This is a genomic window from Actinomycetospora endophytica, from assembly GCF_021026375.1.
In the GTDB taxonomy this organism is placed as follows: domain Bacteria; phylum Actinomycetota; class Actinomycetes; order Mycobacteriales; family Pseudonocardiaceae; genus Actinomycetospora; species Actinomycetospora endophytica.
This window is the reverse complement of sequence record NZ_JAJNDB010000004.1, coordinates 271,699-297,309: the sequence shown is the minus strand read 5'-3', so window position 1 is coordinate 297,309 and position 25,611 is coordinate 271,699. Positions and strand designations below refer to the sequence as shown.

Sequence of the window (25,611 nt, the reverse complement as noted above, 5' to 3'; positions counted from 1 at the left end):
CGTTCGGCGAGTGGTCGTTGGGCCGTCCGCCGTGCGATGAACGGTGCCGGGCGGCCCCGACGGCCCCGCCTCGCACGGACAGAACCGGCGAGGATGACAGACTGCGGATCACCGAGTGCGAGGACGACCCGGGGGCCGACAGTGACCGGAACGACGCGACCCGGCGACCTGTGGGCCCGCCGGCCGCGGTGGCTCCTCCCGGTCGCGCTGGGCGTCGTGGTGGTCCTCGCGATCGTCGGGATCATCGTCGCGGTCGTGAACGGGGTGTCCGGAGTCATCGCGAGCCCGCAGTGCACCGTCACCGCGCCGCCCAACTCCCCCGGGCTGCGGGCGTCGTGGAGCGGTTCGCCCGAGCAGATGGACAACGCGGCGACCATCGCCGGGGTCGGCCGCAAGCTCGGCGCGCCCGATCGTGCGATCACCATCGCGCTCTCGACGGCGATCCAGGAGTCCGGGCTCGCGAACCTCTCGGGCGGGGACCGCGACTCGGTCGGGCTCTTCCAGCAGCGGCCGAGCCAGGGCTGGGGCACCGTCGCGCAGCTCACCGACACCGTCACGGCGACGACGAAGTTCTACGACGCCCTGCTCGCCATCCCGGGCTGGTCGACCATGGACGTCACCCAGGCCGCGCAGCAGGTGCAGCGCAGCGGCTACCCCGAGGCCTACGCCGACCACGAACCCGAGGCGCGGACCCTCGCCCTCGCGTTCCTCGGGCAGGCGCCGGGCGCGCTGACCTGCTCGGCGCTGAGCCTCTCCGCGCCGCCGCAGGAGTCCGTGGTCAAGCTGGCGAGCTCCGAGCTGGGCAACGCCCGCCTCTCCGGGCGCCAGGAGCCGGCCGCGGGGTGGTCGATCGCGTCGTGGCTGGTCGGGCACTCCACGCGGCTGGCCCTGGACCGGGTGACCTACGACGGCCAGACGTGGACGGCGGCCTCCGGGGCCTGGGCCCCGACCGGGCCGGCCGACGGGATGCTGGCGCTGCACCGCGTCGGCACGCCCTGACGAGCTCACCCCGGGAGCATCCAGCCCAGCACCGGCGTGGACTGCAGGAACACCAGCACGCACATCCCGGCCAGGAAGATCACGCTCCACGGGAGCACCCGTCGGAAGATCTCGCCTTCCTTCCCGGCCATCCCGACGGCCGCCGCGGCGATCGCGAGGTTCTGCGGCGAGATCATCTTGCCGAGCACCCCGCCCGACGAGTTCGCGGACGCCAGCAGGACCGGGTCGAGGCCGGAGCGCTGTGCGGCGGCGGTCTGCAGCGCGCCGAACAGCGAGTTCGCGGACGTGTCGGATCCGGTGACCGCGGTGCCCAACCACCCCAGCACCGGGGAGAGCACCGCGAAGAACCCTCCGGTCGCCGCGAGCCACTGCCCGATGGTGATCGTCTGGCCGGACAGGTTCATGACGTAGGCCAGCGCCAGCACCGCCATCACGGTCACGATCGCGGCCCGGAGCTCACGCAGGGTCTCCCCGTACGCGCGGACCGCGTCGCCGCCCCGCACCCGCAGGGCGAGCGCGGTGAGCACCCCCGCGATCAGCAGGATCGTCCCGGCCGCGGCGAGCCAGTTGAAGGAGAACGCCACCGACGACGCCTGCGAGCCCGACGGCGTGCGGACGTCCAGCCCGGGCCAGCCGAACTTCACCGTCACGGCGCCGAGGGCCTTCGTCACGGCCGGGATCTGCTGCACCGAGAACAGCACGATGATGATCACGTACGGGAGGTAGGCGAGGAGCACGTCGCGGCGCGAGTCGCGCGCCGGCCGGTCCAGAACGTCGTCGTCGTGCCGGTCGAGGTCGTCCCCGACGACGGGGCCGTCGCCACCGCTCCCGCCGCGAGCGCTCCCGACGTCACCGGTCCCGCCGCCACCGCTCCCGACGGCGGCGTTCCCGACGACGGCGCCGTCGGCGCCAGCGGGCACCGTCACCGGCGCCGGGGCGGTCGTCGTCGTGACCCGGACCAGCAGGACGACGGCGCCCGCCGAGACCAGTGCGGCGACGATGTCGGTCAGCGGCACGGACAGGTAGTTCGACACCAGGAACTGCGCGATGGCGAAGGACAGCCCACCGACGAGCGCCGCCGGCCACGCCTGCCGCAGCCCGCGCGTCCCGTCCACGAGGGCGATCAGCACGAACGGCACGAAGACCGCGAGCACCGGGGTCTGGCGCCCGATCACCGCGCCGAGAGCGTCCTCCGGCAGGCCGGTGACCTGCGCCAACGTGGTGATCGGCACCGCGATCGCACCGAACGCGACCGGCGCGGTGTTCGCGACGAGGGCCACCACCGCCGCCTTGAGCGGGGCGAAGCGCAGCCCGATGAGCATGATCGTGCAGATCGCGACCGGCGCCCCGAACCCGGCGAGCGCCTCGAGCAGCGCGCCGAAGGAGAAGGCGATGATGACCGCCTGGACCCGCTGGTCGTCCGACACCGAACCGAACGAGCGGCGCAGCACGTCGAAGTGGCCGCTCCGCACCGTCATGCGGTAGATCCACAGGGCGTTGACGACGATCCAGAGGATCGGGAAGACGCCGAACGCGGCGCCCTCGGTGCCGGACAGGACGGCCTGTCCCACCGGCATGCGGTACACGAGCACCGCGACCAGCAACGACACCGCGAGGCCGATCAGCGATGCCAGCCACGCCCGCACCCGCAGGCCGCCGAGGAGCACGAACAGCACCAGGAGCGGCAACGCCGCGACCAGTGAGCTCCAGCCGAGCGAACCCAGTACCGGCGCGTACTGCTGGACGTACATGGAGCCCTCCGTGTCGTCGCGACTTCGGTCGGTGACGAATGTGACGCGTGCCGCATCCTGACGGAGGCACCCGGCCACGTCGAGCCGCGTTCCGCTGGCCGAGACGACCCCGACGGCGTGACACGGCGGTCCCGTCCACCCACGCGCAGTGACATTTCGGTGACGACCACTGGTGCGGACCTCTCGGATGGGCCACGCTGTGCGCCCGTGACCACGACCCCCGGTTCCCCGGACGGCCCCACGGCGGACGACCCCGCCGACGGCTCCGTCGCGACCAGCACCCCGCACGCCGGCGAGGACTTCTCCGCCGATCGCCGCTTCTTCGGCCACCCGCTCGCGCTGGCCAACCTGTTCTCGGTCGAGCTGTGGGAGCGCTTCAGCTTCTACGGCATGCAGGCCGTGATGACGCTGTACCTTTACTACAGCGTCACCCAGGGCGGACTCGCGCTCGACAAGGGCGAGGCCACCAGCATCATCGGCGCCTACGGCGGGATGGTGTACCTGGCGTGCGTCGCGGGCGCCTGGATCGCCGACCGGGTGCTCGGCGCCGAGCGCACGCTCTTCTTCGCGGCGTGCACCGTCATGCTCGGGCACATCGCGCTGGCGCTGATCCCGGGTCTCGGGGGCGTCGCGGTCGGCCTCGTGCTGGTCGCGTTCGGCTCCGGCGGGGTGAAGACCGCGGCGACCGCCGTCGTCGGGTCGCTCTACCGTCGCGACGACCCCCGCGCCGACGCCGGCTTCTCGATCTTCTACATGGGCGTCAACATCGGCGCGCTGGTCGGCCCGCTGCTCACCGGGCTCACCCGGCAGACGCTGGGCTTCCACTTCGCGTTCGGGCTGGCCGCGGTCGGGATGGCGATCGGGCTCGGGATCTACGTGACCGGGCGGCGGAACCTCCCGGTCACCGCGTCGACGGTGCCCAACCCGCTGACGCCCGGCGCCTGGATCCGTCCGGTGGTCGGCGTCGTGGTCGCGGCGGTCGTCGTCGTGCTGCTGTTCGTGTTCGGCGTGCTCACCCCGGACAACCTGTCGACGGCCGTCGCGATCGTCGTCGCCCTCATCGCCCTCGGGCTCTTCGTCCTGCTGCTCACCAACGGGCGGGTGACCGCCGACGAGCGCAGCCGGGTCCGGTCGTTCATCCCGCTGTGGCTGGCGAGTGTGGTGTTCTGGTCGCTCTTCCAGCAGCAGTTCACGGTCGTCGAGCTCTACGCGGACGAGCGGCTGAACCGGGTGCTCGGCGGTTGGGAGATGCCGACGGAGTGGGTGAACTCCCTCGAGCCGTTCTTCGTGATCGTGCTGGCGCCCCTGTTCGCGCTGATGTGGACCAAGCTCGGGACCCGGGCGCCGTCGACGCCGATCAAGTTCGCGCTCGGCGCCGGCGGGATGGGCGTCGCGTTCCTGCTGTTCCTGCCGTGGGCCGGCGGATCGGGCCCGACGACGCCGGTGCTCGCGATCGTCCTGATCATGCTGGTGTTCGCGCTGGCGGAGCTCAACCTGTCGCCGGTCGGCCTGTCGCTCTCGACCCGTATCGGCCCGGAGCTCTTCCGCTCGCAGACGATCGCGCTGTACTACCTCTCCGTATCGCTCGGGTCCGCGCTCGCCGGGACGCTGGCCGACTACTACGACCCCTCGGTCGAGGGCACCTACTTCTCCACGCTGGGGATCGTGGCCCTCGTGCTGGCCGGGGTCCTCGTGCTGCTGGCGCCGTGGGTGCGCCGGGCGATGCGCGGGGTGCGGTAGCGGGTCAGCCCAGCCTGCATGATCGCGTCGAGCGGACCGGCGTTGTCGGTGTGGTGATCCACATCCGCAATGCCGGTCCTCTCGGCACGATCACCTACCGGCACGGGGAACCGACGCGCGGGCGGGCCACGTCCATGCCCCGTGACGTCCCTCGACGCGAGCACCGCCGTCCCCTTCCGGGGCTCCCACGCCCGCCGCGAGGGCCGGGTGACGCTCGGAGCGCTCCGAGGGCCGAGCTTCGTCCCGCTCTACCCGGACACCTACGTCGGCTCGCTCGCGCTGGTCACCCTGGCGGTGCGGCGCCTCGCGCTGCGGGAGTGGCTCGGCCCGGACGCCGTCGTGGGCGGCGCGCTCGCCGCGGACGCGTACGGCGCCCCGACCGTGGACGAGCTCGTCGAGGTCGTCGTCCGGCCGGACCGTCGCCTCCGGCATCCGTCGGTCCGGGTCCGTCGGGACGCATTGGCCCCGGGCGAGGTCTGCGAGGTCGACGGTGTCCTCGTGACGTCACCGGAGCGGACGGCCTTCGATCTGGCGCGTCGCCTCGCCGTCGTCGACGGCGTGGCCATGGCGGACGCCCTGGGGCGGTGGCATCCCGTCACCGGCGCGGGGCTGCGTGACCTCGGGTGGGCGCATCCGGGCGTGCGTGGCGTTCGTCGGGTCTTCGAGGTCGCCCGTCTGGTTCGCCCCGGAGCGGAGTCCCTCCCCGAATCGAGGCTCCGTGTCGGCCTGGTCCTGCGCGGGGTGCCCGAACCGACCGTTCAGCTCCGGGTCCTCGACCGTCGGCGGGTGGTGATCGCCCGTCCGGACCTCGCATGGCGGGAGTTCCGGCTCGCGCTGGAGTACGACGGCGAGGTCCACCTGAGCCGGGAACGGCGAGCGCGCGACATCGACCGCGATGATCGCCTGCGCGCGATGGGCTGGCTCGTCCTGCGCGTGATGGCCGACCAGATGCGTGATCTCGACGGGGTGGCGGCGCGAGCACTCGCCGAGCTCCGGGCTCGTGGCTGGCGTCCCTGATCGCGTCGAGAGGACGGGCGTTGTCGGTATGGTGATCCACATCCGCAATGCCGGTCCTCCCGGTGTGATCATTGAGCGGGTCAGCCCAGGTTGTTCGTGCTGAACGTGTCGCAGCGCCGGGCGTCGCCGGTGGTGAACCCCGTGGTCAGCCACTTCTTGCGCTGGGCGGAGGACCCGTGCGTGAACGAGTCGGGGTTGACCGTCCCGCCGCCGAGCTTGCCCTGGATGTAGTCGTCGCCGATGCGCTGAGCGGCGTCCACGGTGCTGTTCAGGTCGGCCTGCGTGATGTCGCTGATCAGCGCGGGCTTCCCACCGACCGGCTGGGACGCGTGGTTCATCCAGACTCCCGCGAAGCAGTCGGCCTGGAGCTCGAGGCGCACCGAGTCCGACGAGGCACCCTTCAGCGTCTGGAGCTTCGCCTCGGTCCCGAGCAGGTCCTGCACGTGGTGGCCGTACTCGTGGGCGAGGACGTAGGCGTTCACCAGCGGCCCGCCCTCGGCCCCGAACTGCGACTTCAGCTGGTCGTAGAAGCTCAGGTCGATGTAGACGAGGTGGTCGCCCGGGCAGTAGAACGGGCCGGCGCTGGAGTTCGCGCTGCCGCAGCGGGTGTTCACGGAGTTGGAGAAGAAGACCGTGTCGACGTTCTGGTAGCGCGGCGCCGCCCCGCGCACCGTCGGCGCGATCTGGGCGTACCCGCCGCCCGACCAGTAGGCCTGGATGGAGTTGATGTCGGCGACGATCGCGCAGTCGAGCTTGGCGTTGGCGTCCGCGCCGGTGCGGCACTCACTCGCGAGGTCGGAGGCGCCCGCGCGCCCCGGTCCGCCCGGAGCCCCGAACCCGCCGGCCACCGAGGACGACGACCCGGTACCGCCACCGAGGTACTGCACCGCGACGAAGCCGACGACCGCCACGAGGATGACCACCCAGCTCGCCTTCCCGCTGCGCCCGCGGAACAGGAAGCCGATGAGCAGCGGCAGGAGCCCGCCGCCCAGCCCTCCCCCGCCCAGGCCGACCGGCCCGCCGCCGCCCTCGCCCCGGGTGTCGGTCACCTCGGAGGTGTCGAGCTGGGCGTCGTCGTCGTAGCGCATGCGGCTGCCCCGTCGTGTGGTCGATCAGGTCGACGACGATCCTGGCGCAATCGCGGAGAAACGGACACGGTGTGGCCGCGGAACCCCTACCGGAACGCCGTCCGGGTGTACGGTTCGCCCGTCCGTGCACCCGGGCGTGATCCCGGGTCCGCGGGTGCTCGACCCAGACCCTGTCGGGCGTGGACCAGCCATTCGCACCATCCACCCACGGGAGAGGCAGGCCGTGTCCGCTCGCACCGGAGCAGCCGCCATGACGCGGGTCGGTGAGGCGAGCGGCGGTCCGCGTGGTTGATCTCGACCGGCTCGACCGGGCTCTCGTCGCCGCGGTCCGGGCCGGGACTCCCGACTCGTCGCTGAAGGTGTGCCGGGCGTGCGTGAGCTGGCTGCCGATGACCGGCGTCGCGATCACCATCATGTCCGAGCTGCAGGGAGCCCAGGAGCCGGTGTGCGCCACCGATCCGGGCGCGGCGCGCATCGACGAGCTGCAGTTCAGCCTCGGTGACGGCCCGTGCGTGGAGTCGTTCACGACCGGGCGCGCCGTGCTCGTGGACGACATCGCCGCGCCGGCGGAGGGCCGGTGGCCGATGTTCGCGGCCGCGGCGTCCGCCGCCGGGGCCCGCGGGTTGTACGTGTTCCCGCTGCATGTCGGCGCGTCCAGGATCGGGGTCCTGGACTGCTACCGGAACACGCCGGGACCGCTGGCGGTCGACGAGCTCGCCGGGGCGCTGCGCGCCGCCGACGCCGCGGTGTGGACCCTGCTGGACCAGGGCGAACGGGGCACCGACGCGGACGACGGAACGGCCGGGAACGAGGGCGCCGAGGGCTGGTTCGCCGGCCACGGACTGGCCCGGGCGGAGGTCCACCAGGCGACCGGGATGCTCTGCGCCCAGGCCGGCGTGCCACCCCCGGCCGCGCTGGCGCGGCTGCGGGCGGCCGCGTTCACCCAGGAACGACCCATCACCGCGATCGCCGGCGACGTCCTCGCCCGCCGGCTCCGGCTCGATCCCGACGGGATCTGGCTGGGCGGGGAGGACGGCGAGGCCAGTACCACCGACGACACGACCGGCACGGGCGACAGGGGCATCGGCCTGCCGGATCACGAGGACCCGGCCGGGCCGGCGTCGAGCAAGGGGGATCCATGACCACACCTGCCGCGAGCTCCGAACAGGCTCTCCTCGAGGCGTTCGTCCGCCTCGCGGACACCCTGGTGACCGACTTCGACGTCATCGATCTCTTCCAGGGGCTGTGCACGGACTGCGTCGACCTGCTCGGCGCGGACGCCGCCGGGCTCCTGATCTCCGACCAGCGCGGGAGCCTGCAGGTCGTCTCGGCCTCCACCGAACAGGCGCACCTCGTCGAACTCTTCGCGCTGCAGGCCGACCAGGGTCCGTGCCTCGAGTGCTTCCGCACGAGCACCCAGGTCCGGTCGAGCGACCTCGACGGGGACGGCCGCTGGCCGCTCTTCGCCCGGCGCGCGGTCGAGGAGGGGTTCGCCGCGGTGCACGCCCTCCCGATGCGGCTGCGGGGCGAGACGATCGGGGCGCTGAACCTGTTCCACCGCCGGCCGCACGCGATGCAGTCGAGCGAGCTCGGCGTCGGCCAGGCGCTGGCCGACGTCGCCACGATCGCCATCCTCTCCGACCGCAGCGCCCGGGAACGCGAGCTGCTGACCGAACAACTGCAGTCCGCGCTGACGAGTCGCATCGTCATCGAGCAGGCCAAGGGGGTCGTCGCCGAGCGGGCCGGGATCTCCGTCGACGAGGCGTTCGTGATCCTGCGCGGCTACGCGCGGCGGACCCGGACCCAGCTGACGGGACTCGCCCGGGGCGTCGTCGACGGCTCCGTCCCGACGGATCCGTTGACCGGTTCGTAGGCGTGATCCGCGGGGGCGGACAGCCGATCTCCACCCCCGGGCCGGCCGGCCCGGGGGTGTGGACGCCCGCCCCCTGCGCGCCCACACCCCCTCCCCCTGGCCGCGACGGCCGACGTGTGGCCGCCGCCGGTCTCATCGATCCCCCGCCGACGATCGTCACCGACGGGTGCTCCGTCACCGACGCGCGTGCGGAGTCACCGACGCGCGGTGCGGTACGGGGCCGCCGCACGACATGAACCGGGGCCGGCGCCCACGGCGACGTGTTGGGCGGTCATGTCCCCGGTGCTCCAGCCATGTCGTTCCGTGACCCGCGGTCACCGGGGGCTGGGGCTGCCGTCGGGGGATTCGGCGGCCACGTTAGCCGCGCGTCCGTGGAACCGGCAACCGTTCCGTCGGTGCGCGGAGCACCGTCACGGCGGTAACGTGGGGAGCAGAAAGGCGCCCTGGACCTCGGCGAGTCTCGTCGGTGTGTCGCAGTCAGGGGGTCGGCATGGTCAGCGGCGCCCGGGAGCGAGGCCAACGGCCCGCCCCCGCCCTCCATCGAACGTGCGCGCACGGCGCCGACCTGGCGGGTGGGCGCTACCGCGTCGGCTCCCTCGTCCGGACCGACGGACGGTGCTGCATCCACGAGGGCCACGACGCCCTCCTGCGACGCGCGGTGAGCGTGACCCTCGCGACGCCGCAGCACGGCATCGCGATCCCGACGACGCTCCCGCTGCCCACGAGCGCGCAGCACGGGCACGGCCCCGGACTCGGCGAGATCTACGACGGCGGGGACGACCACGGCACGCTGTACCTGATCACCCAGCCTCCCGAGGCCGGGACGCTCGCCGACGAACTGGACCGGCACCACCTGAGCGCCGACGAGGTCCGCGAGCTCGGGGCCGGGATCGCCCGCGCCCTCCTGCCCGCCCACCGCCGGGGCTGGACGCACGGCGCCCTCGAGGCCGACACGGTGGTCCTCGGACCGGAGCGCGTGACGGTGGCCGGGCTCGGCGTGGGCGAGTGGCTCGCGCACTGGGCCCAGGTCGAGGACCATCCGCGCCACCCCGCGCCCGAGCAGCTGGCCGAGCGGGAGATCTCCCCGGCCACGGACGTCTTCGCGCTCGGGGAACTGCTCGCGGAGGCCGCCGAACCGTTGCCCCGGTCCGACCCGCTGGTCGCGCTGCTGCGGCGGATGCGCGCCGACGACCCGGCCGACCGCCCCTCCACCGAGGAGGTGCTGCGGCTGCTGGGGGCGCCGACCAACCCGCCGTCGCCGGCCCCCACCGGCCAGCGGGTGGTCGTCCTGCGGCGCCCCCGTGCGACCGAGCGGGCGGCCCCGACCATCGCGGCGCTCGGCGGGCTCGCCGTCGCCGCGGCGCTCGCCCTCGGGACGTTCCTCGTGCATCCCTCGGACGCCGCTCCGGAGTCCGTCGCGGGTGGCGCCACGGTGGCGACCTCGTCCGCCGATCCGGACCTGCCCGGGCCGCTGCCCCTGCTGATCCCGCCGATGGTCCGCCAGGCCCTGCTGGAGCAGCGGACCGAGGCGACCCGGGTGAGGAGCACGGTCACGCCCGCGCCGCGGACCGAGGCGGTGGCCGCCGCCTCCAGCCGCACGGTCACGCCGTCGCGGGAGACGCGCGACGTCTCCGTGCGCGAGACATCGGGGTCCGGGAGCTCGACCGTCCGGGACCGGACGACCACGGACGGGACGGCCGTGGACAGGACGGCGACGCGGAACAACAAGACCTCTCCCGCCACCGGCTCGGCCCGCTCGCGCGCGGCGACGGGCGGCTCCGGGACCGGCAGCGTCACCCGGACCGGGACGAAGGCCCCCGTCACCGACAACGGCACCGGCAACAACACCGGCGGCGCCGGCACGAGCAACAGCAACGCCGGCACCGGCACGAGCAACAGCAACGCCGGCACCGGCGCTGGCGGCAGCAGCAACACCGCCGGCACCGGCACCGGCGCTCAGCCCACGACGAAGGCGCCCGTCGTCGTGAAGTCCGGCGACCCGACCGCGGTGCACCACCCGGGACCCACCGCCCACAAGCGCAGCCGCACGAGCGTCGTCAAGCCCCCGGTCACCAAGGCCCCGGTCACCAAGCCCCTGGTGGCCACGCCCGCGCCCGCCGCGACGGCCCCGGTGACCCGGCCGGCGCTCCCGACGGTCACGGTCACCCCCGACCCGGACGCGGACGCGACCGACGGCTGACCGGCCCCCGGGATCAGCCGGTCGAGGTCGGTGCCGCGCTCGACGGCGTCGACCGCGGCGGGTTCCGGGTCGGCGAGGTCGCCGGCGACCTCGTCGGCACGGTCGTCACGGGCACCGGCGGCGCCGAGAGCGACCCCGACCGCGCGGGCAACGACTGCGGCAGCACCGACGCGGGCGCCGACCCACCGGCCGTCAGCGGCGAGAGCCGGGTCTTCATCAGCTCCACCCGGTAGCTCGTGTACTGCGACATCGTGAACCAGATGTCGGGCCCGTCGGTCCAGCGCGGCGTCAGGTAGGGCGCGTAGGCCATCGGGAAGTCCTTGGTCGTCGTGACCGTCTGCGCCGGCCCCCACGGTCCGGTGGGCGACGGCGCCGTGCGCAGGACGATCTCGCCGGTGTCGTCGACGAGGTACATCATGATCCAGCGCTGGTAGTACGACGACCAGCGCACGGACAGCTCGCCGACCGGTCCCTTGACCACCGGCGTCGCGTTCGCCTCGCCCGCCGCCCAGTCCGAGCCGTTCCAGTAGCGGTAGGCCGAGGCGTCGGTGAGCTGGGCGGCCGGGACCTTCGCCAGGGACAGATCCCCGTAGCGCCCGCCGGGGATGCCGTAGACGTAGACCGTGCCGCCGGGCGACGACCCGTCGGGGACGGGTGAGCTCGGGTCGTCCGGACCACCAGGGCGGACGTAGGCGACCTGGCCGAACTTCGAGGTCGCGGGCCACCGGGCGGTCGGCTGGTCCACCCACGTGACGCCGCCGTCGTTCGAGGTGGTGATGCCCGAGCCGGTGAGCCGCCAGCGGCCGGGCCCGTCGAACGACTGCACCGACATGTACTGCAGGGCCATCGTCGCGTTCTTCGGGCCGGTCGCGATCCCGTAGGTGGGGATCACGGTCTCCTGGACGCCCTTGACCTTCCGGGAGGGGATCAGCTCCTTGGCGTGCCCGGGGCGGTCGGTGATCATCCCGCGGAAGGGCAGGCCGCCGGTGGGGGTCGCGGGCGGGTCGATGGAAGCGATCGCGTTGGACCGCCAGTCGCCGTGGCGAACCGAGTAGAAGTTCTGGGCGGGCGGGCCGCCGTAGGTGTCGCCGAAGACCATCGCCATCCGGGACCCGACCATGAACATGTGCCCGAGGTCGGTGCCCTCGACGCCGTACCGTCGGCCCGTGTCGTTCGCGGATCCCGTCCCGACGAGATCCGCGACCTTCGCGGTCGCCGAGCGCGCCACGGCGACGGGCAGCGAGGACGGGACCCGCCCGCCGGCACCCGCCGCCCGGGGACCGGAGCCCGACGAACCCGTCGTCGGGACGACCGGTGCGGGGGCCGCCAGCGCGGCCGTGCCGACCGCGAAGACGATGGCTGCGGCGGTCGCGACGGCGAGCACCAGCAGCGGGCGACGCCGGGTGCGCCCGTTCGGACGAGTTTGAACCCCCATGTGGGCGCACGCTAGGAACCGAATCGGACATGGCGGCGTCGCGCCACGCACTCTCACTCACAGGTGTCCCACGGACCACCCGAGCAGTACGGCACCCGTCCGGCATGATCACGGTGCGCCGATGTCCCGCCCCATCACACCTTTCCGGAGCACTCGTCCGTGACCGAACCGTCCTCGCCCGGAACCATCGACGCCGCCGCGCTCGCGGCGCTGGTGCGTCCCGGCGCCCGCATCGCGATCGCCGACGGCTGCGGGACGCCCCGCGCCGCCTTCGCCGCCCTGTCGGCGTTGGCCCGGGACCGGGGTGATCTGCGGCTGCTCCTCGGGTGGATGCCCGCGTTCCCCGAGGGGCTGGACCTCGCCGCATTCGCCGACGTACGCACCGTGATGCCCGGGTGGGGCCTGCGCCACGGGGTCGCGGACGGCCACGTGCGCTCCGTCCCGGCACGCCTCTCGGCCACGCCCGCGCTGGTCACCGGTCCGCTGCGCCCCGACCTGCTGCTCGTCGGCGCGGCGCCCGACCCCCGCGGGCTGGTGCTCGGCAGCGAGGTGTCGTGGGTACGCGCGGTGATCGAGGCGGGCGTACCGATCGCGGCGGTCGTCGACGAGGCACTCCCCCGCGCTGCCGCCGGGTCACCGTTGCCCGACGACCACACCCACGTGATCGGGCATGCCCGGCTCGGCCCGAACGAGGTCCCGGCCGCCGGGGAGCCGAGCGACGAGCACCGGGCGATCGGGCGCCACGTCGCCCGACTCCTCCCCGACGGCGCGCGGCTGCAGTGGGCGCCGGGCCAGCTCGGACAGGCCGTGGTCGGCGCGGTCCTCGAGCGCGGCCGGCCGGTGCACGTCGACTCGGGCCTGCTCGGCGACGGCGTGGTCGACCTCGACGACGCGGGACTGCTGGCCTCCGACGCCGTCGCCACCTACCTCGTCGGCACCCGTCGGCTCTACGACTGGGCCGATGCCCGCGGCCGCGCCGGGCACCCGGTCCTGCACGGTGTCGAGCACACCCACGACCCGGTCCGGCTGGCCGCCGACCCTCCCCTGGTCGCGGTGAACACCGCCGTCGAGGTGGACCTCGACGGGCAGATCAACGTGGAGGGCACCGCGCGGGCGGTCGTCGGGGGCGTCGGCGGGCACCCGGACTACGCCGCGGCCGCCACCCGCTCGCGGCGCGGCCTGTCAGTGGTGGCGCTCGCCAGCACCCACCGCGGCGTCCCGACCCTGGTCGAGCACCTCTCCCGCCCGGTGACGACGGCGAGCCACGACGTCGACGTCATGGTCACCGAGCACGGCGTCGCCGACCTGCGCGGCCGGGACCGCCCCGAGCGCCGCGCGGCGCTGCGCGAGGTGTGGGACCCGGCCACGTGACGGCCCGGTGACATCGCGGGTTCGAGCAGGGACATCGGAGGTGGACGCCGGGTAGCGTGGTTGATCCACCGACCTTCCGGAGGACCGCATGGCCGACCGCGCGCTGACGAGTGTCCCGACCGGGACGGCCGCCTGGGCGGCCGAGGCCGACGCCGCCCCCGCCCTGCCCCCGGAGCGGCACGGTGCGCCGGAGACGGCCCCGGACCTGCTCGCCGCGCTGGACGCCGGGGACGACGAGGCGGTCCGCGCCTGGATCGTCGCCCACACCCCCGAGCCGGAGAGCCTGCTGCTCTACGGGCTCTTCGTGGGCGCGGGCCTCGTCGGCCTGATGGACTGGCCGGCGGTGCTGCTCGGGTGCCTGGGCCAGTTCGTCGTCGACCGGCGCTTCGGCGGGGTCGAGAACCTGGCGGCCCAGTTGCGCACCCGGGTCGACGCTCTGACCTCCTAGGAGCGCACCAGCCGCGCGATCGCGGCCGAGGCCTCCGCGACCTTCTCCTTGGCCTGCTCGTCGCCCGCCTTCGCGGCGTCGACCACGCACGATCCCATGTGCTCCTCGAGCAGCGAGAGTGCGAGGGTCTGCAGCGCGCCGTTCACCGCGGAGACCTGGGTGAGCACGTCGATGCAGTACTTGTCGTCCTCGATCATCCGTGCGATCCCGCGGACCTGGCCCTCGACCCGCTTGAGGCGCCGCAGGTGCGCCTCCTTGTGCGGGGAGTAGCCGTGCGGCGGGGCGGGGGCCTCGTCCGGTGTCTCGGTCACGCTTGCCATCATACCCAGGTGGGGTATCCCTCCGGGCGTTGACGTCGGTACCCCCTCGGGGTATTCCTGGTGCGGTTCACCGGAGGGAGCGACGATGACGACGGCCGCGGTGCCCACCGACGGGCGCAGCACCACCGAGCTGGCGATCACCGGGATGACGTGTGCGTCCTGCGCGGCCCGCATCGAGAAGAAGCTCAATCGGCTCGACGGCGTGACCGCGACCGTCAACTACGCGACCGCCCACGCCCACGTCTCCCACCCCGGTTCGGTGGCGGTCGACGACCTCGTGGGCACGGTCGAGCACCTCGGCTACGGCGCCGCCCGGCCGGCCGCCGACGACGCGGACGACGAGGAGGACACCGACGTCCTGCGCACCCGGCTCGTCATGAGCCTGGTGCTGTCCGTCCCGGTCGTCGCGCTGGCGATGGTCCCCGCCTGGCAGTTCCCCGCGTGGCAGTGGGTCTCGCTGGTCCTGGCGGCCCCGGTGGTCCTGCTGGGCGGTGCGCGGTTCCACCGGGCGGCCGCGGTGAACCTGCGCCACGGCGCGGCGACGATGGACACGCTGATCTCGCTCGGCACGCTCGCCGCGCTCGCCTGGTCGGTCTGGGCGCTGGTGTTCGGCGACGCCGGAATGATCGGGATGCGGCACCCGTTCACGTTTGCGCCGACCTCGGGCGACGCGATCTACCTCGAGACCGCGGCCGCGGTGACGACGTTCGTGCTCGCCGGGCGCTACGCCGAGGCCCGGGCCAAACGCCGCGCCGGCGCCGCCCTGCGCGCGCTGCTGGACCTCGGGGCGAAGGACGTGGCGGTGCTGCGCGACGGTCTCGAGCACCGGGTCCCGGTCGACGAGCTCGTCGTCGGCGACGAGTTCGTGGTGCGGCCCGGGGAGCGGGTGGCGACCGACGGCGTCGTCGTCGACGGGGTCGGCGCGGTCGACGCGAGCACGGTGACCGGCGAGTCGGTGCCGGTGGAGGTGGCGCCCGGCGACGAGGTCGTGGGGGCGACGGTGGCCGTCGGGTCGCGGCTGGTGGTGCGCGCGAGGCGGGTCGGTGCCGACACCCAGCTCGCGCGGATCGCCCGCCGGGTGGCCGAGGCGCAGAACGGCAAGGCGCAGGTCCAGCGGCTCGCGGACCGGGTGTCGGCGGTGTTCGTGCCGGTCGTCGTGGTGATCGCGGTGCTCACCTTCGCCGGGTGGGTGCTGCTCGGCGGCGGGCTGACCGCCGCGTTCACCGCCGCCGTCGCGGTCCTGGTGATCGCCTGCCCGTGCGCGCTCGGTCTCGCGACGCCGACCGCGCTCATGGTCGGCACCGGACGCGGCGCCCAGCTGGGGATCCTGCTGCGGGGCCCGGAGGTGCTGGAGTCCACCCGCCGGGTCGACACCGTGGTGCTCGACAAGACCGGCACGCTCACGACCGGCGTGATGCGCCTCGCCGAGCCCGACCGGGTCGACCCGACGGCGCTGCGGCTGGCCGGAGCGGTCGAGGACGGATCGACCCACCCGATCGCGCGGGCGATCACCGAGGCCGCCCGGGGATCCGGGGCGTTGCCCCCCGTGACCGGCGCGCGCACCGTCGACGGGCTCGGCGTGACCGGGACGGTGCACGACGGCGAGGCGGCGCACGACGTCGTCGTCGGTCGCCCCGCCCTGCTGGCCGAGCGCGGGATGCCGGTGCCGGCGGAGCTCTCGGCGCGGATCGAGGCGGCTCGCGCCGGTGGGGCGACGGCCGTCGTCGTCGGGTGGGGCGGTGAGGCCCGCGAGGTCCTGGCCGTGACCGACACGCTGCGCGGGTCGGCGCCGGGCGCGGTCGCGTCGCTGCGCGCTCTCGGGGTGCGGCCGGTGCTGCTCACCGGCGACCACGAGGCCGTCGCCCGCGCCATGGCGACCCGGGCAGGGATCGACGAGGTGCACGCTGGGGTGCTGCCCGAGCAGAAGGCCGACGCGATCGCGGCGCTGCAGGCCGACGGGCACGTCGTCGCGATGGTGGGCGACGGGGTCAACGACGCCGCGGCGCTCGCCCGCGCCGACCTCGGGCTGGCCATGGGCGCGGGCACCGACGCGGCGATCGAGGCCGGCGACGTGACGCTGGTCCGGGAGGACCTCAGCGCCGTTCCCGATGCCCTGCGGCTGGCGCGACGCACCCTGGCGACGATCAAGAGCAACCTGTTCTGGGCGTTCGCCTACAACGTCGCCGCGATCCCGCTCGCCGCGTCCGGCCTGCTCAACCCCATGGTCGCGGGCGCCGCGATGGCGTTCTCGAGCGTGTTCGTCGTCGGCAACAGCCTGCGGCTGCGCCGGTTCGCCCCGCAGGCCCGCGCGTGACCGCCCTGCTCGGCCTCGCGGTCGTCGCCGGAGCGGCGGTCGTCGGGGTCGGGCTGGTCGTCGCGGCGTCATGGCTGGTACGGGTGTCTCGGCGGCCGCTGGTCGCGTGGCCGCACTCGGGTGGATTCCCCCCGGTGGAGCACGCGGTCTCGCGCTTCCACGTGCGGTGGTCCACGATCGCGCTGGTCTTCCTCGCCTTCGACATGGAGATGATCTTCATGTACCCGTGGACGCTCGTGCTGGCGCGCAGCGGGCCGAGCGCCGCGGTCGAGATGTTCGCGTTCCTCGGGGTGCTGCTCGTGGGAGTCCTCTACGCGTGGCGGGAGGGGGCGTTCCGGTGGTCGTGAGCGTGCTGCCGCGGATCGCCGCCCGGCGCCCGCACGTCCTCACGATCGCGCCCGCCCCCGTCACCGACGACCTCCTCGCCGTCCGGCTCGCGGCCGAGTCCGAGATCGCGCGCCGTGGCTGGCCGGTCGCCGACTCCCCGGCCGACGCCGACGTGGTGCTCGTGGCCGGTGGGCTGGGCCGGCGCATGACGGCGCTGGTGCGCTCCGTGTGGGCGACGGTGCCGCGGCCGCGGGTGCTCGTGACGGTCCGGTCGGCCGGCGAGCTGGGGCCGGGGCTGGACAGCGCTCAGGAGCGGCTCGCACGCGGGGGTGATTCCTCGGACCGTGATCGCGTCGAGTGGGCCCGCAGTGCCGATGTCGATCTCACGGACGACAACGACGGTCCACCCGGGGTGATCATGGGCGGGGCCGGTGCGCCCGTGATGGCCGGGCTCGCCGACGACGACCGCGACGGGCTCGCCCTCGACGCACTGCACGTCGCGCTCGGGCCGGTCCTCCCCCACTGGCCGGCCGCGCTCGTCGTGCACGCCCTCCTCGCCGGCGACCTCGTCACGGACGCCCGCGCCGAGGTCCTCGACGTCCCCGGCCCCCGCGAGGTCACCCGCCGCCGCGACGCGTACACACCCGACCACGTCCGCCTCGACTCGCTCGTCCGCGTCCTCGGCCTCGCCGGCGCCGACCGGGCCGCCGCACGGGCCCGTGCCCTGCGCGACGGCGAGCCCGCGCCCGGTGAGCTCGCCGCCTTCGGCCACCGCCTCGCCCGGTCCCGCACGCTCGCCTGGACCCTGGGCGGGATCCCGCTCGCGGCGACCGACCACGTCGCCGTCCCGGAGCCGACGGTCGAGGCCCGCGTCCGGGCACTCGCGGCCGGCCTCGGTGGCAGCCTCGCCCCGCCCGTGCGGCCCGCCCCGCACCGCGCCGCGGCGGCGCTCGTCGGACTCGAGCTCGGCGCCGCGCGGCTCGCCCTGGCCGCGATGGATCCCGACACCGCGCTCGGCGCCGGTCCGGTCGAGCCGTTCCGCCCCGCGGAGAGACACGAGCACCATCACCACGAGCACCATGGCTGACCCGGCGACCCTCCTCCCGCTCCTCCTGCTCGCCCCCGCCCTCGTCGTCGTCGCGGGTCTCGCCGCCGCGGGAGGTGCGGTGACCAGCGGGGACCGGGCCACGGCACCCGTCGTCGAGACCCTCCGGCTCCTGACGAAGCAACGGCGGCGGACGCCGGCCGACGATCCGCTGCTCGCCCGGATCGGGCTCACGGTGCTCCCGGTCGCGGCGGTCCTCGCGCTCGCCGTCGTCCCGGTCGGCCTGCCGGGCACGGGCGCGCCGGTGGATCTCGAGGTCGGGGTCGTCTGGTTCAACGCGATGGAGGTCCTGGCCTGGTTCGCGGTGTGGACGGCGGGGTGGGGACCGAACGCCGTCACCGCGCTGGTCGGCGGCTACCGGACGCTGCCGCTCGGGCTGGCCTACGAGCTGCCGCACATGCTCGCGATCATCACCCCGGCGATCGCCGCGGGCTCCCTCGACCCGGCGAGGATCTCCGCCGCCCAGCACGGACTCTGGTACGCCGTGTGGATGCCGGTGGCGTTCCTGCTGTACCTGGTCTCGACGGCGGCGATGGCGTTCTGGGGACCCTTCGCCGCGCCGCTGGGCCGCGACCTCGCGGGCGGGGCAGGAGCGGAGCACGCCGGGCTCGACCGGCTCCTGCTGCACGCGGGCCGGTGGATGCTGCTGGTCGCCGCGGCCGCGATGGCGGTGCCGCTGTTCCTCGGGGGCGGTGCTCCCCCGCCGATCACCGGGCCCGATCCGTTCAGCGGCCCGGCGTGGTCGTGGTTCGCGATCAAGCTGCTCGTGGTCCTGGCGCTGCTGCTCGGGCTGCGGCGGGTGATGCCGGTGCTGCGGATGGAGCGGTTCGCGACGCTCGCCTGGGTCGTGCTGATCCCGCTCGCCGTGGCGCAGGCGCTGGTGGTCACCGTGGTGGTGCTCGTATGACGCTGCTGATCATGGCCGCGGCGCTCGGCGCGGTCGCCGTCGTCACCGGGATCGCGGTGTTCGTCGTCGACTCGATGGCGCGGGCGACGTTCCTGCTGCTCGCGTCGTTCGTCGCGGTCGCGGTCCTGCTGCTGGCGTTCGGGCTGGCCTACCTCGGGATCGTCGTCGTGCTCATGATGACGATCGAAATGATGATCATGGTGGTCTTCATGGTCATGCTGATGATGAACCCGGCCGGCCTGGAGCCGATGACGATGGTCCACAACCGGGCCGGGTCGCGGGTGATCGCGCTGGCCGTGTTCGTCGTCCTGGCCGCCGGTGCCCTGCTGGTCCCCTGGCCGACGCGGCCCGCGGCACCCGGCGACCCGACGACGGCCCTCGGCGCCGACCTCATGGGCCCGCAGATGCTGACCATGACGGTGCTCGGGCTGGCACTGCTGGCGACGATCGTCGGGACGGTGGCGCTGTCGGTCTCCCCGGGGAGCCGGCGATGACCGAGGTGACACTGCGGGTGGTGCTCGTCGTCGCCGCCGCGCTCGTCGCGACCGGGGTCTACGGCGCGCTGTCCCAGCAGTCGATCGTGATGATCATGATGGGGCTGGAGCTCGTCGTGAACGGGCTGATCCTCGCGGCCGGCGGAATCTGGTGGTCCGGCGGGCACCCGGGCAACGCGTCTGTGCTCGTCGTCGTCCTGGTGACCGTGATGGCCGTCGAGATGGCGATGGGGTTCGCGGTGGCGCTCGCGCTCTACCGCGCCCGCCGCGTCGACCTCACCGACGACGCCGCGGAGCTGGCGCGGTAATGACCCTGCTCCTCGCGCTGCTGCTCGCCCTCCCCCTGCTCACCGGGCTCGTGCTCGTCACCGGCTTCCCCCGGGCCGGCGGGGCGCGGGTGGTCGCCGCCGGGCTGGTCGCCGCCGTGGTCACCGCGGTGCTGGCCGCCCAGCTCGCCGCGGTCGTGACCCGCGCGCCGGTGGCCCCGACGCTCGTCGTGCCGCTGCTCGGCGAGATCACCTTCCGGTACACCGTCGACGGTCTCGGGGCGGTGCTCGCGGTGACGGTCACGGTGATCGGTGCCCTGGTGCTGCTCGCCGCCGCGGCGGAGCCCCGGCTGCGGGAGGGCCGGTTCGTCGGGTCGATGCTGATCTTCCTGGCCGCGATGCTCGGGACGGTCACCGCCGCGACGCTGCCCGCGCTGCTCGCTCCGTGGGAGGTGATGGGCGCCGCGAGCTGGGTGCTCATCGCTTTCGACCGCCGCGACCGCGTCGTCGGCCCGGCCGCCACCCGCGCGTTCCTGACGACGCGCACCGCCGACGTCGGGCTCTACGTCGCCACCGGTGCCGCGCTGGCCGCGGGGGTACCCGGCCTCGCGCTCGGCGCCACCGCTCAGGCCGGGGAGGGCTGGCGCTCGCTCATCGCCGCCGGACTGGTGGTCGCCGCGCTCGGCAAGTCGGCCCAGCTGCCGTTCTCACCCTGGCTGTCGAGCGCGATGGTCGGGCCGAGCCCGGTCTCGGCGCTGCTGCACTCGGCGACGATGGTGGCCGCGGGCGCCGTGCTGCTGATCCGCGTCGCCCCGCTGCTCGCGGCCACGGGCTGGGCGGCCGGCGTCGTCGCCTGGGTCGGCGCGCTCACCGCCGTCGTGCTCGGGGTGATCGCCGCGACCCAGCGCGACCTCAAGCAGCTGCTGGCCGCGTCGACGTGCGCGCAGGTCGGGCTCATGGTGCTGGGCGCCGGGGTGGGCGCGACGGCGGGTGCGGCCGGGCTGCTCGTCGCGCACGCGGCGGTGAAGGCGCTGCTCTTCCTCGCCGCCGGCGGGTGGCTGCTGGTGCTCCGGACGCGGTCGTTGCCGGTGCTGCGCGGGGCGGCCCGGCGTCATCCGGTGGTCGGGGTGACGTTCACCGTCGGCGCGGCGGCGCTGGCCGGGCTGCCGCCGCTGTCGATCTGGTGGCCCAAGGACGCGGTGCTCGACGGGGTGCCGTTGGGTAGCCCGGATCTCAGAGGAGCGGGTCTGCTCACGGTGGCCGGGCTGCTCGCCACGGCGGTGGCCGCCGTCTACGCCACCCGCGCCGCGTGGTTCGTGTGGCGGCCCACCCGCTCGCCGTCGATCCGCCGGGGCAGCGACCGGCCGCGGCGCCACGTCCCGCTGGCGATCACCGTCGCGCTGGTGGTGCTCGCGGTGCCGGCCGCGGCCGTCGGCGGGGTCGGGGTGCTCACCGGGCTGGTGCCGCGGGCCGACGTCGGGGAGCTGGTGACGACGGGGGTGGTGGCCCTGTTCGCCGTCGTCGCGACCTGGGCGCTGCACACCCACCCGATCCGGCTACGTTCCTCCGTGCTCCCCCGCCTGGCGTCGGCGGCCCGCGGCTGGCTGGGGCTCGAGGCGGCGACCCGCGCCGTCGTCGTGCGTCCGGTCCTGGCACTCGCCCGGGCGCTGGATCGTGCCGACGGGGCCCTCGGGACCGCCCTCCCGCGGGCGGCGGCGACGGTGCCCCGGCTGGCCCGGATGCTGGCCGAGCGCGGCGAACGCCCGCTCGCGGCCGCCGTCGTCGGGTTCGGGTCGAGCGTGCGGCGCCTCGGAGACCTGGCGCGGCGACCGCAGACCGGGCAGCAGCACCAGTACTACGCGCAGGGGCTGGTGGCTCTGGGGACGCTGGCGGCGCTGGTGGCGGTCCTCGTGGTCACGGGGGTGCGCTGATGCTGACCGCGCTGTGGGTCGCGCCGCTGCTGGTCGCCGCGGTGGTGGCGGCGATCCCGGCCGCGCGGCGGGAGGTGGTGCTGGGGCTCTGGGTGGTGCTCGCGGTGGTCGAGGTCGCCGGGGCCGTCGTGGTGTGGACGGCGGTGCCTCGTGCGGGTGGGTTCGCCGACGAGGTGTCCTTGCCGTGGATCCCGGCGTTCGGGGTCGGGTACCACCTGGGCGCGGACGGGTTCTCGGCGCCGCTGGTCGCGATGACGACGGTGGTGTTCCTGGCCGTGGCGCTGTACTCGCTGCGACGCCCGACCGACGAGGACGCGGGGCGCACCCGGGCGTTCGTGGTGCTCTTCCTCGCGCTCGAGGCGGTGTGTGTCGGGGTGTTCCTCGCGCTGGACCTGGTGCTCTTCTTCGTCTTCTTCGACCTGTCGATCGTGCTGATGTACTTCGTGATCGCCGGGTGGGGGTCCGGTTCGCGGGCGGCGTCGGCGCTGCAGTTCTTCCTGTACACGTTCCTCGGCTCGGTGGTGATGCTGCTCGGGTTCCTGGTGCTCGCGGTGGGCGGGCGGGGTGGGATCACCTTCGACATCCCGACGCTGGCCGCCCGGGACCCACTCGCCGGCAGCGGTCCGGCCGGGGTGCTCGCCCTGGTCGCGATCGGGATCGGGCTGGCGATCAAGACCCCGGTCTGGCCCGTCCACACCTGGCTGCCGCCCGCGCACACCGACGCGCCCGCGGCCGGGTCGGCGGTGCTCGCCGCCGTGCTGCTGAAGATGGGCACGTACGGGTTCGTCCGGATCGCGATGCCGCTGCTGCCGGGGCCGTGGCGCTCGGCGGCGCTGGTGTTCGTGGTGCTCGGCGTCGTGTCCGTCCTCTGGGGTGCGCTCGTGGCCCTGGCGCAGCGCGACCTCAAGCGGATGATCGCCTACACCTCGGTGACGCACCTCGGCTACGTCGTGCTCGCCGTCGGCGCGGCCGGGATCGTCGCCGCCGGGCCGGAGGCGCGCACCCTCGCCGTCACCGGCGCGACCGTGCAGATGGTCAGCCACGGGCTCGTCACCGCGGCGCTGTTCCTGCTCGCCGGGGTGCTGCGCGACCGCGGGGGCACCTCGGAGATCGCGTCGTGGTCGGGCGTCGCGGGGCCGATGCCCCGGTTCTCGTGGACGTTCGCGCTCGCCGCGTTCGCCTCGCTCGGGTTGCCGGGGCTCTCGGGCTTCGTCGGGGAGTTCTCGCTGCTGGCCGGGTCGCTGCCGGCGGTCCCGGTGGCGACGGTGCTCGCGGCGCTCGGTCTGGCGATCACCGCGGCGCTCTTCCTGCGCGCGCTGCAGTCGATGCTGCTGGGCGACCGGCACCTCCCGCCCGCGGCCGAGCGCCCGCCCACGCCCCGCGCCCGGCTCTCCCGGTTCCGGGCGCCGTCGTCGCCGGACCTGCGGGTCGCCGAGACGACGGCGGTGGGGCTGCTGCTGGCGTGCTCGGTCGCGATCGGCGTGGCGCCGGCCCTGCTCACGACGACGATCGCCCCGGCCGCCGCGCAGGTGGTGTCCCTGGTGAGCCGATGACCGCCGACGCCCTCGCGCTACTGCCGGAGATCGTGCTCGCGCTCGGGGCGGTGGTCGGGCTGTGCGTCGGCTCGTTCCTGCCGCCGGGACGTGAGGGTGCGGTGCGCGGGGTGGGGATCGTCGCGGGACTGGGGTCGGCCGTCGTGGCGCTGACCGTGCGGGGCGAGCCGACGGCGTTCGGGGGGACGTTCACCGTCGACGCGGCGACGACGACGGTGCGGGTCGTCGTCGCGCTGGCCGTCGTGGTGATCATGGTGCTGGCGGGCGACCGCCCCGTCAGCGATGGTCCTTCGCTGACAGCAGACGTCAGAACGGCGCCATCCTCACATCGCACCCAGACCGCGTTCGCCGTGCTCGTCCAGCTCGCCGCGGTCGGCGCGATGGTGCTCGGCGGTGCGTCGGACCTGCTGGTGCTCGCCGCCGCCGTCCTGCTCGCCGGCCTGCCGCTGGCGGCGCTCGCCGGGCTCGTGCGCGACGGGCGGTCCACCGAGGCGGCGCTCAAGTACTTCCTGTCCTCGGCGCTGTTCGGGCTGGTCCTGCTGACCGGGGTGACGGTGCTGCTGGGCCTGACCGGGGCCACGTCGTACTCCGACCTGAGCCGCGTGACCACGCCGCTCCCGGCAGCCGTCGCCGTCCTCCTCGTGCTGGCCGGTCTGCTCATGACCATCGGCGGCGTCCCCGCCCACTTCTGGGTGCCGGACGCCGTCGACGGCACGTCACCGGTCACCGGGGCGGTGCTCACGACGACGGCGAAGGTCGGCGGCCTGGTCGCGGCGTGGCGGCTGCTGGTCGCGGTCCCGACGGCGGCCGTGCCCTGGCCGCTGCTGGTGGCGGTGCTCGCGGTGGGCTCGATGACGCTCGGGAACCTCGCGGCGTTCGCGCAGACCTCGCTGCGGCGCCTGCTCGCGTACTCCACGATCAGCCAGGTCGGTTACCTGCTGGTCCCGGTCGCCGTCGCCGCCCGGACCCCGCTCGCGCTGCCGGCGCTGCTCGGCTACCTGGCGGCGTACGCGGTGACCAACCTGGCCGTGTTCGCGGTCGTCGCGGCCCGTCCGCAGGCGCTCGAGATCGCCGATCAGCGCGGCCTCGGCCGGCGTCACCCGGCGCTCGCGGTGGCCCTCGTCGTCGGGCTGCTGGGACTGGTCGGGACGCCGCCGACGGTGGTGTTCGCCGGCAAGCTCGCGGGGTTCACCGCGGCCGTCGACGGCGGCATGACGTGGCTGGCGGCCGTCGCGGTGCTGAACTCGGTCGCGAGCCTCGTCTACTACCTGCGCTGGATCGTCCCGGTGTTCTCGCCCGGCGACCCCGTGCTCCGGGATCCGCTGCGGGCCCGCGCCGCCGTGGTCGCCGTCGTGCTGGCCGTGGCCTCGGTGGCGGGCGGGATCCTGGTCGCGTTCGCGGGGTGATCGCGGGCAGCATCGGGGCATGACCGTCGCAGCGTTCGGGGCGTCGTTCGACGTCGAGCCCGGGTACCTCAACACCGCCTCGGTCGGCATCCCGCCACGCCATGTCGTCGAGGCGGTGCGCGGGTGGGTCGACGACTGGGCGCACGGCGGCATCTCCGCGGTCGCCATGGACGCCCCCGTGGACGCCACCCGGGCCGCATTCGCGGAGCTCACCGGGTTCGGTCCCGACGACGTGGCGGTCGGCGCGTCGGTCTCCGGGCTGCTCGGACCGATCGCGGCGGCGTTCCCGCCCGGGACCCGGGTGCTCACCGCGGAGCGGGAGTTCACCAGCGTGAGCTGGCCGTTCGCCGCGTGCGGGCACGTCGTGGACGAGGTCCCGCTCGGCGAGGTCCCGGCGCGGGCCGGGGAGTACGACGTCGTCGCGGTGAGCGTCGCGCAGTCCGCGGACGGGGCGCTGGTCGATCTGGAGGCGCTGCGGACCTCGGCCGGCGCGGCGTTCGTCGTGCTCGACGGCACCCAGTCGATCGGCTGGTCGACCGCGGACCTCTCGTGGGCCGACGCCGTCGTCGCGGGCGGCTACAAGTGGCTGCTCGCTCCGCGCGGCGCGTCGTGGCTGGCGTGCTCGGGTCGGTTGCTCGAGCGCGTCACCCCGAGCAACGCCGGCTGGTACGCGGGCGACGACCGCTGGCAGCGCTGCTACGGCCTCCCGCTCGGGCTCGCATCCGGGGCGCGGCGGCTCGACGTCTCGCCCGCGTGGGGGTCCTTCGTGGGCGCCGCGGCCTCGCTGGGCTGGCACGCGTCGCTCGACCGCGCCGCCGTCCACGACCACGGCGTCGGGCTGGCCGCGCTCGTCCGCAAGGGCCTCGACCTGCCGCCCTCGGCGTCGCCGATCGTCTCCGTCCCGCAGCCGGACGCCGGGGACCGCCTGGCCGCCGCGGGCATCCACTGCGCGCCCCGGGCGGGCGCGACCCGCGTGGCGTTCCACCTGCACAACACCGAGGCCGACGTGGAGCTCTTGCTGGGTGCGCTGTCGCGCCTGTGAGCAGAAATTGACGTCCTGGCGTCA

General features: G+C 74.6%; 22 protein-coding genes. 18 read left to right on the top strand and 4 right to left on the bottom strand.

The window, feature by feature from the left end; all coding sequences use genetic code 11:
* Positions 1 to 141 precede the first annotated feature (141 nt).
* A complete protein-coding gene (locus tag LQ327_RS19555; RefSeq protein ID WP_230736785.1) occupies positions 142 to 999 on the top strand; it encodes a hypothetical protein in 858 nt (285 codons plus the stop codon).
* 5 nt (positions 1,000 to 1,004) lie between these two features.
* Here the strand turns inward: LQ327_RS19555 and LQ327_RS19550 are convergent, their stop codons facing one another.
* Entirely contained in the window at positions 1,005 to 2,750 is a 1,746-nt protein-coding gene (locus LQ327_RS19550; protein WP_230736782.1) for an L-lactate permease, read from the bottom strand.
* Positions 2,751 to 2,957: 207 nt separating this feature from the next.
* Here LQ327_RS19550 and LQ327_RS19545 point away from each other — a divergent pair, with 207 nt between their 5' ends.
* Positions 2,958 to 4,490 carry a peptide MFS transporter gene (locus tag LQ327_RS19545; protein WP_308286346.1) on the top strand — a complete coding sequence of 511 codons (1,533 nt, stop codon included), beginning with the start codon at positions 2,958 to 2,960 and terminating at the stop codon, positions 4,488 to 4,490.
* Between the two features lie 141 nt (positions 4,491 to 4,631).
* Positions 4,632 to 5,507: a DUF559 domain-containing protein gene (locus LQ327_RS34870; protein WP_230736780.1), complete on the top strand. Its 876-nt coding sequence runs from the start codon at positions 4,632 to 4,634 to the stop codon at positions 5,505 to 5,507.
* Between the two features lie 80 nt (positions 5,508 to 5,587).
* On the opposite strand, the gene ypfJ is transcribed toward LQ327_RS34870, so the two are convergent.
* Positions 5,588 to 6,595 (bottom strand): KPN_02809 family neutral zinc metallopeptidase, encoded by a 1,008-nt coding sequence (gene ypfJ / locus LQ327_RS19535; RefSeq protein WP_230736779.1) that lies wholly within the window; start codon positions 6,593 to 6,595, stop codon positions 5,588 to 5,590.
* A gap of 284 nt (positions 6,596 to 6,879) precedes the next feature.
* Between ypfJ and LQ327_RS19530 the strand changes: the two genes are divergently transcribed.
* From LQ327_RS19530 to LQ327_RS19520, 3 genes are all read left to right on the top strand, one after another.
* On the top strand, positions 6,880 to 7,737 hold the full coding sequence (locus tag LQ327_RS19530) for a GAF domain-containing protein (RefSeq protein ID WP_230736777.1): 858 nt from the start codon (positions 6,880 to 6,882) through the stop codon (positions 7,735 to 7,737).
* Positions 7,734 to 8,468 (top strand): GAF and ANTAR domain-containing protein, encoded by a 735-nt coding sequence (locus LQ327_RS19525; RefSeq protein WP_230736775.1) that lies wholly within the window; start codon positions 7,734 to 7,736, stop codon positions 8,466 to 8,468. Before LQ327_RS19530 ends, LQ327_RS19525 begins: the two co-directional genes overlap by 4 nt.
* A 664-nt stretch (positions 8,469 to 9,132) precedes the next feature.
* Positions 9,133 to 10,668, top strand: coding sequence for a hypothetical protein (locus LQ327_RS19520; protein WP_230736773.1), 1,536 nt, complete (start codon positions 9,133 to 9,135; stop codon positions 10,666 to 10,668).
* A gap of 13 nt (positions 10,669 to 10,681) precedes the next feature.
* Here LQ327_RS19520 and LQ327_RS19515 read toward each other — a convergent pair whose 3' ends face one another.
* Positions 10,682 to 12,103 carry a glycoside hydrolase family 183 protein gene (locus LQ327_RS19515; RefSeq protein WP_230736771.1) on the bottom strand — a complete coding sequence of 474 codons (1,422 nt, stop codon included), beginning with the start codon at positions 12,101 to 12,103 and terminating at the stop codon, positions 10,682 to 10,684.
* A gap of 159 nt (positions 12,104 to 12,262) precedes the next feature.
* Here LQ327_RS19515 and LQ327_RS19510 point away from each other — a divergent pair, with 159 nt between their 5' ends.
* Both LQ327_RS19510 and LQ327_RS19505 read left to right on the top strand, forming a co-directional pair.
* Positions 12,263 to 13,474, top strand: a complete 1,212-nt coding sequence (locus LQ327_RS19510) for an acetyl-CoA hydrolase/transferase C-terminal domain-containing protein (RefSeq protein WP_230736769.1) — start codon at positions 12,263 to 12,265, stop codon at positions 13,472 to 13,474.
* 88 nt (positions 13,475 to 13,562) lie between these two features.
* Entirely contained in the window at positions 13,563 to 13,922 is a 360-nt protein-coding gene (locus LQ327_RS19505; RefSeq protein ID WP_230736766.1) for a hypothetical protein, read from the top strand.
* Here the strand turns inward: LQ327_RS19505 and LQ327_RS19500 are convergent.
* On the bottom strand, positions 13,919 to 14,233 hold the full coding sequence (locus LQ327_RS19500; RefSeq protein ID WP_308286345.1) for a metal-sensitive transcriptional regulator: 315 nt from the start codon (positions 14,231 to 14,233) through the stop codon (positions 13,919 to 13,921). The genes LQ327_RS19505 and LQ327_RS19500 overlap by 4 nt on opposite strands.
* A 94-nt stretch (positions 14,234 to 14,327) precedes the next feature.
* Here LQ327_RS19500 and LQ327_RS19495 point away from each other — a divergent pair, with 94 nt between their 5' ends.
* Genes LQ327_RS19495 through LQ327_RS19450 form a run of 10 tightly spaced genes read left to right on the top strand, consistent with a single transcriptional unit; the run spans position 14,328 to position 25,587 of the window.
* On the top strand, positions 14,328 to 16,556 hold the full coding sequence (locus LQ327_RS19495) for a heavy metal translocating P-type ATPase (RefSeq protein ID WP_230736764.1): 2,229 nt from the start codon (positions 14,328 to 14,330) through the stop codon (positions 16,554 to 16,556).
* Positions 16,553 to 16,903, top strand: a complete 351-nt coding sequence (locus LQ327_RS19490) for an NADH-quinone oxidoreductase subunit A (RefSeq protein WP_230736763.1) — start codon at positions 16,553 to 16,555, stop codon at positions 16,901 to 16,903. Before LQ327_RS19495 ends, LQ327_RS19490 begins: the two co-directional genes overlap by 4 nt.
* Complete coding sequence (locus tag LQ327_RS19485) at positions 16,900 to 17,970, top strand: hypothetical protein (RefSeq protein ID WP_230736761.1); 1,071 nt, start codon at positions 16,900 to 16,902, stop codon at positions 17,968 to 17,970. The genes LQ327_RS19490 and LQ327_RS19485 overlap by 4 nt, the downstream gene beginning before the upstream one ends.
* Entirely contained in the window at positions 17,963 to 18,895 is a 933-nt protein-coding gene (locus tag LQ327_RS19480; RefSeq protein ID WP_230736759.1) for an NADH-quinone oxidoreductase subunit H, read from the top strand. The genes LQ327_RS19485 and LQ327_RS19480 overlap by 8 nt, the downstream gene beginning before the upstream one ends.
* Complete coding sequence (locus LQ327_RS19475; RefSeq protein WP_230736757.1) at positions 18,892 to 19,389, top strand: NADH-quinone oxidoreductase subunit J; 498 nt, start codon at positions 18,892 to 18,894, stop codon at positions 19,387 to 19,389. Before LQ327_RS19480 ends, LQ327_RS19475 begins: the two co-directional genes overlap by 4 nt.
* A gap of 5 nt (positions 19,390 to 19,394) precedes the next feature.
* Positions 19,395 to 19,697 (top strand): NADH-quinone oxidoreductase subunit NuoK, encoded by a 303-nt coding sequence (locus tag LQ327_RS19470; protein ID WP_372460716.1) that lies wholly within the window; start codon positions 19,395 to 19,397, stop codon positions 19,695 to 19,697.
* Complete coding sequence (locus tag LQ327_RS19465; protein WP_230736753.1) at positions 19,697 to 21,586, top strand: proton-conducting transporter transmembrane domain-containing protein; 1,890 nt, start codon at positions 19,697 to 19,699, stop codon at positions 21,584 to 21,586. The genes LQ327_RS19470 and LQ327_RS19465 overlap by 1 nt, the downstream gene beginning before the upstream one ends.
* A complete protein-coding gene (locus LQ327_RS19460; protein WP_230736751.1) occupies positions 21,586 to 23,139 on the top strand; it encodes a complex I subunit 4 family protein in 1,554 nt (517 codons plus the stop codon). Before LQ327_RS19465 ends, LQ327_RS19460 begins: the two co-directional genes overlap by 1 nt.
* Complete coding sequence (locus LQ327_RS19455) at positions 23,136 to 24,545, top strand: NADH-quinone oxidoreductase subunit N (protein ID WP_230736749.1); 1,410 nt, start codon at positions 23,136 to 23,138, stop codon at positions 24,543 to 24,545. Before LQ327_RS19460 ends, LQ327_RS19455 begins: the two co-directional genes overlap by 4 nt.
* Before the next feature lie 19 nt (positions 24,546 to 24,564).
* Positions 24,565 to 25,587 carry an aminotransferase class V-fold PLP-dependent enzyme gene (locus tag LQ327_RS19450; RefSeq protein ID WP_230736748.1) on the top strand — a complete coding sequence of 341 codons (1,023 nt, stop codon included), beginning with the start codon at positions 24,565 to 24,567 and terminating at the stop codon, positions 25,585 to 25,587.
* Positions 25,588 to 25,611: the final 24 nt, after the last annotated feature.

Bases quoted from the DNA above. Each gene is read 5' to 3' on its own strand.
- LQ327_RS19550 (WP_230736782.1), bottom strand. From the start codon at position 2,750: ATGTACGTCCAGCAGTACGCGCCGGTACTGGGTTCGCTCGGCTGGAGC.
- ypfJ (WP_230736779.1), bottom strand. From the start codon at position 6,595: ATGCGCTACGACGACGACGCCCAGCTCGACACCTCCGAGGTGACCGAC.
- LQ327_RS19525 (WP_230736775.1), top strand. From the start codon at position 7,734: ATGACCACACCTGCCGCGAGCTCCGAACAGGCTCTCCTCGAGGCGTTC.
- LQ327_RS19515 (WP_230736771.1), bottom strand. From the start codon at position 12,103: ATGGGGGTTCAAACTCGTCCGAACGGGCGCACCCGGCGTCGCCCGCTG.
- LQ327_RS19505 (WP_230736766.1), top strand. From the start codon at position 13,563: ATGGCCGACCGCGCGCTGACGAGTGTCCCGACCGGGACGGCCGCCTGG.
- LQ327_RS19495 (WP_230736764.1), top strand. From the start codon at position 14,328: ATGACGACGGCCGCGGTGCCCACCGACGGGCGCAGCACCACCGAGCTG.
- LQ327_RS19480 (WP_230736759.1), top strand. From the start codon at position 17,963: ATGGCTGACCCGGCGACCCTCCTCCCGCTCCTCCTGCTCGCCCCCGCC.
- LQ327_RS19475 (WP_230736757.1), top strand. From the start codon at position 18,892: ATGACGCTGCTGATCATGGCCGCGGCGCTCGGCGCGGTCGCCGTCGTC.
- LQ327_RS19465 (WP_230736753.1), top strand. From the start codon at position 19,697: ATGACCCTGCTCCTCGCGCTGCTGCTCGCCCTCCCCCTGCTCACCGGG.
- LQ327_RS19460 (WP_230736751.1), top strand. From the start codon at position 21,586: ATGCTGACCGCGCTGTGGGTCGCGCCGCTGCTGGTCGCCGCGGTGGTG.
- LQ327_RS19455 (WP_230736749.1), top strand. From the start codon at position 23,136: ATGACCGCCGACGCCCTCGCGCTACTGCCGGAGATCGTGCTCGCGCTC.
- LQ327_RS19450 (WP_230736748.1), top strand. From the start codon at position 24,565: ATGACCGTCGCAGCGTTCGGGGCGTCGTTCGACGTCGAGCCCGGGTAC.